The organism is Nigerium sp., assembly GCF_039811905.1.
Classification (GTDB): domain Bacteria; phylum Actinomycetota; class Actinomycetes; order Propionibacteriales; family Propionibacteriaceae; genus Propioniciclava.
On record NZ_JBDHZL010000130.1, the window covers coordinates 1 to 6800 of the forward strand.

Consider the following 6800-nt stretch of genomic DNA (forward strand, 5'->3'; position numbering starts at 1 on the left):
GAGTGAGCATCGTGGACGGCTGGACCTTGTACCTGGTGTTGTCCGTGGTGCTGTTCGGGTTGTCGTTCCTGTCGGGGATGATGGGGTTGGGTGTGGCGTTCATCGCGACCCCGGTACTGGCGATGTTCGGGCTGGATCTGAAGAACGAGATCATGCCTCTGTCGCTGTGGTTGAACGGGGTCACCGCGATCTCGAGCGCTGTGACCTTCGCGCGCAAGAAGATGATCGACTGGCGAACCGCGATCCCGTTGCTCATTGTGACCACGATCGCCGCCCCGATCGGCGTGTGGCTGCTGCGCTTCACCTCCACCGCCGTCTTGTGGTGGCTGTACGTGGCGGTCCTGCTCTTCCTGGCCTGGCGGATGGCCTTCCCACCCAAGCAAGACGACGCGGCGCCGTCCACGGTGAACGACCGGACGCGCTGGAAGGCCGCCGGCGCGAGTTCGGGGATCGGGGTCTTCGCCGGGCTGCTCGGCGTTGGCCCGGGCTTCCTGATGATGCCCACGCTCGTACTTCTCGGGTTCGCCGCGCGCACGGCGGCCGCCACCAACAGCGTCGTGGTGACCCTGCCGTCGTTCTCGGCGTTCATCGCTCACCTGCCCGACGCCCGCTTCGACTGGACGCTGCTCGTGATGACGACGCTCGCCTCCATCGCCGGGGCGCACTTGGGCTCCAGCTTCATGGCCAAGCGCGTCAAGAGCCTCGCCCTGACCCGGATCTTCGCGCTGGCGCTCGTGCTACTCGCGCTCCAACGCGTCGTGGCCCTGGTCGGTTGAGGGGGTGGGTCGAGTTGACCGGGACCCCCGGGAAGGAGCATGCTTCAATCATGCTTGAATCAAGAACTGCTGAATTGGCCGCGGCTGCCGAGCTCCTCTCGGCCGTCGCCGACCCGGTCCGGCTGCAGTTGATAGGGCTCCTGTCAGCAGGCCCCTCGTGCGTCTGCGACCTGCAGGTCGACGTGCCGATTCCGGGGAACCTGTTGAGCTACCACCTCAAGGTGCTCCGCGAGGCGGGTCTGATCGTCGGCACCCGACGCGGACGCTGGATCGACTACTCGTTGACCGAGGGGGCCTTGGAGCGGCTTCATGCCGCCCTTCCGGACCCCGCCTCGATGGCCCGCCGACTGGTCGTCGTCCGATGAGCACGATCACCCACTCGGGCACACGCCAGGGCGTCCGCCGCTGGGGAACCGTCGCAGCCGTGGCCCTCGCCTGGTTCGCGCTCTACCAGGTGAACAGGCCGTTCTGGGACTGGATGATCGGCGACGTCGCCGGCCTCGACCTGACGTCCCGGCTGGGCAGCGGCGTCCACTTCTTCTTCTACGACACCGTCAAGATCCTGCTGCTGCTGAGCGGGATCATCTTCCTCGTCACCGTGCTCCGCTCGTTCATGAGCGTCGAACGCACCCGCGCCCTGCTGGGAGGCAAGCGCGAGGGGGTCGGCAACGTCCTCGCCGCCGGCCTCGGGATCGTCACCCCGTTCTGCTCCTGCAGCGCCGTGCCCGCGTTCATCGGCTTCGTGGCGTCCGGTGTCCCGCTCGGGGTGACCATGAGCTTCCTGATCGCGAGTCCGCTGATCAACGAGGTCGCCATCGCCCTGCTCCTGGGCCTCTTCGGCATCGGGCCCACCCTCCTCTACGTGGCCGCCGGGCTCACCATCGCCGTCGTCGCCGGCTTCGTCATCGGACGCCTCAAGCTCGAGCGCCACGTCGAGTCTTTCGTCTACGAGACGACGCTGCGCGGCAAGCCCATCGACCCCTCGGTCGGGCTCACCTGGGACGACCGCTTCCAGATGGGACGCGAAGAGGTCGCGTCCATCCTCCGCAAGATCTGGCCCTACCTGCTCGTCGGCATCGGCCTCGGCGCCGTGATCCACGGCTGGGTCCCCGAGAGCTTCTTCGCCACCTACGCCGGCGCCGACAACCCGTTCGGCGTCCTGGTCGCGGTGCTGATCGGCGTCCCGCTCTACTCGAACGCCGCCGGCATCCTGCCCCTGATCGACGCCCTTTACGCCAAGGGGATGCCGATGGGCACCCTGCTGGCCTTCATGATGGCCACCGTCGCGTTGAGCCTTCCCGAGATGATCCTGCTCCGGCGCGTCCTCAAGCCAAGGCTGATCGCCACGTTCGTGGGCGTCACCGCCACCGGCATCATCGCCGTCGGCTACCTCTTCAACGCCATCCTGTGAGCTGAACAGCTCAACGCCATCCCGTGAACCGAACTCACTTCACACGGACCCTCTAAACCCGAAAGGCACCCACACTGTGAACATCAAGATCCTCGGCCCTGGCTGCAATAACTGCGCCAACCTGGAGAAGGCCACCCGCCAGGCCGTCGCCGAACTTGGCATCGACGCGACCGTCGAGAAGGTCACCGACTACGGCGACATCCTCTCCTACAACATCATGAGCACCCCGGGCCTGGTCGTCGATGAAAAGGTCATCGTCTCCGGACGCGTCCCCAGCGCTCGCCAGGTCAAGGATCTCCTGACCCCCCTCATGAGCTGACGGCGCACGCATCGCAGCCGACCGGGTACCTGGCAGTGGCCAGACCGCAGGCGCGATGGCACACCGCGGGCAGTGATCGCCGTGCACCTGTCGTCAGATTGACATTCATCGATTCGATTGGGCTAGAGTCATATCGACGGTCGTCGATGTGCCATTGAGAGGAAATCATGGTCAGTATTCGTGTTTTCGAGCCAGCCTTGTGCTGCAACACCGGCGTCTGTGGTGAGGATGTTGACCAGGCGTTGGTCAACTTCTCCGCCGACCTGGACTACGTGAAGCAGCAGGGTGTCGCCATCACACGGCACAACCTCGCCAACGACCCGACGGCGTTCGTGGATAACCCTGCGGTGATGAGCTTCCTTCAGGCCGCCGGATCGGAGGGCCTGCCCCTGGTCCTGGTCGACGACGTGACGGTGCTGACCGGTAGCTACCCGACACGTGACATGCTCGCCCGCTACGCGGGCCTCGGCGCTCCGACTCTTCGTCCGCGCTTCAACCTGCTCGCTGCCGCCGACTCCGCGTGCTGCGGCGCCGGCGGTTGCTGACATGAAGTTCCTCAGCGACCCCACCCGCTTCCTTTTCTTCACCGGCAAGGGCGGCGTGGGCAAGACCTCGATCGCGTGCGCCTCGGCTGTGCAGCTCGCCGAAGCCGGCCGTCGGGTGCTGTTGGTGAGCACCGACCCGGCGTCCAACGTCGGTCAGGTGTTCGGCCAGACGATCGGCAACACCATCACCGCAGTGACGTCGGTCCCCGGGCTCGACGCGCTGGAGATCGACCCCGAACAGGCCGCCGCCGATTACCGCGAGCGGATCATCGGCCCGGTGCGGTCGTTCCTGCCCGCGCGGGAGATCGCCGAGATGACCGAGCAATTGTCCGGGTCGTGCACCACTGAGATCGCCTCTTTCAATGAGTTCACCGGCCTGCTGGCCGATCCGACGCTGGTCGCCGACTACGACAACGTCCTCTTCGACACCGCCCCCACCGGGCACACCATCCGCCTGCTGAAGTTGCCCGGCGACTGGACCGGCTTCCTCGACACCGGCAAGGGCGACGCCTCGTGCCTGGGCCCGCTGTCCGGCCTGGAGAAGCAACGCACGCTCTACGGCGGGGCCGTGGCCGCACTGGCCGACCCCTCGATCACCCGACTGGTGCTCGTCGCGCGGGCGCAGGCGTCCAGCTTGGCCGAGCTCGCCCGGACCGCCGAAGAGCTGAGCGAGACCGGCATCAAGCCCAGCAACGTGGTGATCAACGGAGTCCTCGCCGACACCGCAGGAGCCGAAGACAGTCTGGTCGTCGCCATCCGCGAACGTGAACGCACCGCAGTGGCCGACATGCCGGTCTCGCTGGCGAGCATTCCGCGCGATGTCATCGAGCTCAAGCCCGAAAACATGGTCGGCCTCGATGCCCTCCGTTCCCTGTCCCAGGGCTCCACGTCGGCACCGGTGAATGGCTCCGCCTACTTGCGTGAGGACATCGCACCCTCGTTGAACGAGATGGTCGACGAACTCGCCGCCGCCGGGCACGGGCTGATCATGTGTATGGGCAAGGGCGGCGTCGGGAAGACCACCATCGCGGCGGCGATCGCCACGCGCCTGGCCGAGTTGGGGCATGAGGTCCACCTCACCACGACCGATCCGGCCGGGCACCTGGCGCAGACGATGGGTGAGGGTGACGCCCTGCCAAACCTGACCATGTCGCAGGTCAATCCGCAGCAGGCAGTGCAGGAGTACCGCGATCACGTCATGGCGACCAAGGGCAAGGACCTGGATGATGCCGGGCGGGCCCTGTTGGCCGAGGATCTGCTGTCTCCGTGCACCGAGGAGGTCGCGGTCTTCAAGCAGTTCTCCCGACTGGTCAATCAGGCGCGTCGCACGTTCGTTGTGATGGACACCGCGCCCACCGGCCACACCCTGCTGCTCATGGACGCCGCCGGCTCCTACCACCGCGAGATCGCGCGCAACATGCCCGACGGGGCTCACTACGCCACCCCGATGATGCGGCTCCAGGACCCCGACTACACCAGGATCCTGCTCGTCACCCTGCCCGAGACCACACCGGTCCTCGAAGCGGGCATCCTCGAGGACGACCTCAAACGGGCCGGCATCCACCCCTGGGCCTGGGTCATCAACCAGTCCTTGGCCGCAGCCACCACCACGTCACCCCTGCTCCGGCACCGGGCAACCCAGGAAGGTGGCCCCGTCGACTCGGTGCGGGCCCGCGCCAACAGGCTCGCCATCGTCCCCCTGCTGCACGAGGAACCCATCGGACCCAAGCGGCTCGCCCGCCTGGCCTCCTAGCACGCCACGCAGTCTGACCAGCAGGCCTCGACGATATTTCACCACTCACCACGAGGAGACCCGACAACCCATGCTCAACCCAACCCTGCAGGCGCCGGCTGAAGCCGAAGCCGATGTGCACGCCGCCGCCCGAGCGTTCGGTGCGGCGCTGAAGTCCAGCCCCGAGTTCACCGCCCTGCTCGCCGCCGACGGGGCCATCTCCACCGATGCCGAGGCGAACGCCGCGATCGCCGCGTTCGAACAACTCCAGCAGGACTACCGGGCCGAGATGACGGTGGGAGTCCTGACAGACGCCCACCGTGCCGACCTGGAGCGGGGCCAGGCAGCGATGCTCGCCGTCCCGACGGTTGCGGCCTACGCCGCGGCCATGTCGGCGTTCCAGGATGTGTGTCGCGACACGGCGTCCGTCGTGACCGCCGAGATCGGCATCGACTTCGCCGCCAACAGCCGCTCCGGCGGCTGCTGCGGCTGACAGGAAGACGAGAACCATGCTGACACCCGAACTCCACGACGCCGCCCAGGCGTTCGGCCGCGCACTCCGCCAGACCCCGGCCGTGGCCGCCTACCGGGCCGCGACCGACGCCCTGGCCGACGACGTGGACGCCCAGCGAATCTTGATGGCCCTCCGCGGCCCCCAGGCCAGCTACGTCCGCACGCAACAGGCCGGGCTGCCCCCGAGCCAGGAACAGATCGACCAACTGCGACGCAGCCAGGAAAGGGTCCGGGCCAACGAGGTCCTCATGAACCACCTACGGGCCACAAACGCCGTGAAGGCATACCTGCCCACAGTGGCCAGTGATGTGAGCGGTGCACTGGGCGCCGACTACCCGAGCCTCATCGCCCCAGCCTCCGGCAGCTGCTGAGCCCTGCCAGGGAGCCGGTGGGGCGTTCGGCGTCTCCGGCATCGGGGGCCATATCCACAGGCTGGGCTACAGTTCGAATCGACACTCGTCAATGTTCAAGGAGCGGCCGTGATGGGTACCTCTCACTCTGACGGGGTGAGCCAGGCAGCCGGTGAGCAGTCCAAGCCGACGGTGCTCTTTGTGTGCGTCCACAACGCCGGCAAGTCCCAGATGGCGGCAGCCATCATGCGGCAGTTGGCCGGAGAGCTAGTTGACGTCCGATCAGCAGGCACCGACCCGGACGCACAGGTGCACGACCTGTCCGCGATCGCTGTCGCCGAACTAGGCGCGGACATGTCCGACCAGGTGCCGACCCGGCTCGTCGAGCCGGGCATGCTCACCACAGCCGACCGCATCATCGTGCTCGGGAACGAAGCCCGAGTCGACGCCGTCGAGGGCATGCGGGTCCCGATCGAAACATGGCTGATCCACGACCCCGCGGATGAGGGGATCGACGGACTGGAGCGCGTCCGACTGATGCGTGATGACATGGCCGAGCGCGTGCGCGGACTCCTGCAGGCGATGACAGCCGCACGTGAGGCCACGCCGCTCGGAGGTCGGACGGCGAATGACAGCGGTCACCATCAAGCGGCCCTCGATCCGAAAGGGTTCAAGAGATGATCCGCACCTTGCCTGTGCTCGAGTGCGCTCCGGCCAGCAATGACGAACTCATGCCCGCCTCCGAAGCCGAGCAACTCACCGCCGTGCTCAAAGTCTTGGCTGATCCGGTCAGGCTCAGGCTGCTGCGTCTGGTCGCCGATTCCCCCGACACCACCGCCTGCGCCTGTCACCTGCCGGGCGCCCTGGGTATCTCCCAGCCCACCCTGTCGCACCATCTCAAGAAGCTCGTGGAATCCGGACTCCTGGAGCGAGACCAGCGAGGGCGTTGGGTGCACTACCGCCTGAGGGCAGGTGCTCTCGGTCCGGTAGCGGCGTTCGTCTCGAGCTGCACCGGATAGCCTGCCGCTTCCCCCGGAGACCCCAGGAAGAGCCGGGCCGCATCTCCATGGTCGACGGCGGGGCAGCTCGTGACGCCTTCCACATGGGCCTGCTGTAGGGGCGCTCGACGGTTGTGTTGTCTCTATCGTCAACAC

Annotated in this window: 10 protein-coding genes; all 10 read left to right on the forward strand. The window is 67.0% G+C overall.

Annotated elements, in window-relative coordinates; genetic code table 11:
* Positions 1-776 (forward strand): sulfite exporter TauE/SafE family protein (locus WMJ97_RS13745; RefSeq protein WP_347349572.1); only part of this gene is annotated, 776 nt, incomplete at its 5' end.
* Between the two features lie 50 nt (positions 777-826).
* Positions 827-1141 (forward strand): metalloregulator ArsR/SmtB family transcription factor, encoded by a 315-nt coding sequence (locus tag WMJ97_RS13750; RefSeq protein ID WP_347349573.1) that lies wholly within the window; start codon positions 827-829, stop codon positions 1139-1141.
* Positions 1138-2187, forward strand: a complete 1050-nt coding sequence (locus tag WMJ97_RS13755) for a permease (RefSeq protein ID WP_347349574.1) — start codon at positions 1138-1140, stop codon at positions 2185-2187. Before WMJ97_RS13750 ends, WMJ97_RS13755 begins: the two co-directional genes overlap by 4 nt.
* A 76-nt stretch (positions 2188-2263) precedes the next feature.
* Positions 2264-2506, forward strand: a complete 243-nt coding sequence (locus WMJ97_RS13760; RefSeq protein ID WP_347349575.1) for a thioredoxin family protein — start codon at positions 2264-2266, stop codon at positions 2504-2506.
* A gap of 167 nt (positions 2507-2673) precedes the next feature.
* On the forward strand, positions 2674-3051 hold the full coding sequence (gene arsD, locus WMJ97_RS13765; RefSeq protein WP_347349576.1) for an arsenite efflux transporter metallochaperone ArsD: 378 nt from the start codon (positions 2674-2676) through the stop codon (positions 3049-3051).
* A gap of 1 nt (position 3052) precedes the next feature.
* Positions 3053-4804 carry an arsenical pump-driving ATPase gene (arsA, locus tag WMJ97_RS13770; RefSeq protein WP_347349577.1) on the forward strand — a complete coding sequence of 584 codons (1752 nt, stop codon included), beginning with the start codon at positions 3053-3055 and terminating at the stop codon, positions 4802-4804.
* A 70-nt stretch (positions 4805-4874) separates the two neighbouring features.
* Positions 4875-5276, forward strand: coding sequence for a YlbF family regulator (locus WMJ97_RS13775; RefSeq protein ID WP_347349578.1), 402 nt, complete (start codon positions 4875-4877; stop codon positions 5274-5276).
* Between the two features lie 16 nt (positions 5277-5292).
* Positions 5293-5667 carry a YlbF family regulator gene (locus WMJ97_RS13780; protein ID WP_347349579.1) on the forward strand — a complete coding sequence of 125 codons (375 nt, stop codon included), beginning with the start codon at positions 5293-5295 and terminating at the stop codon, positions 5665-5667.
* Between the two features lie 135 nt (positions 5668-5802).
* Positions 5803-6327: a heat-shock protein HtpX gene (locus tag WMJ97_RS13785; RefSeq protein WP_347349580.1), complete on the forward strand. Its 525-nt coding sequence runs from the start codon at positions 5803-5805 to the stop codon at positions 6325-6327.
* The gene (locus WMJ97_RS13790; RefSeq protein WP_347349581.1) at positions 6324-6665 is read left to right on the forward strand and encodes a metalloregulator ArsR/SmtB family transcription factor; all 342 of its coding nucleotides are present in this window, start codon (positions 6324-6326) and stop codon (positions 6663-6665) included. Before WMJ97_RS13785 ends, WMJ97_RS13790 begins: the two co-directional genes overlap by 4 nt.
* The last annotated feature ends 135 nt before the right edge of the window (positions 6666-6800 follow it).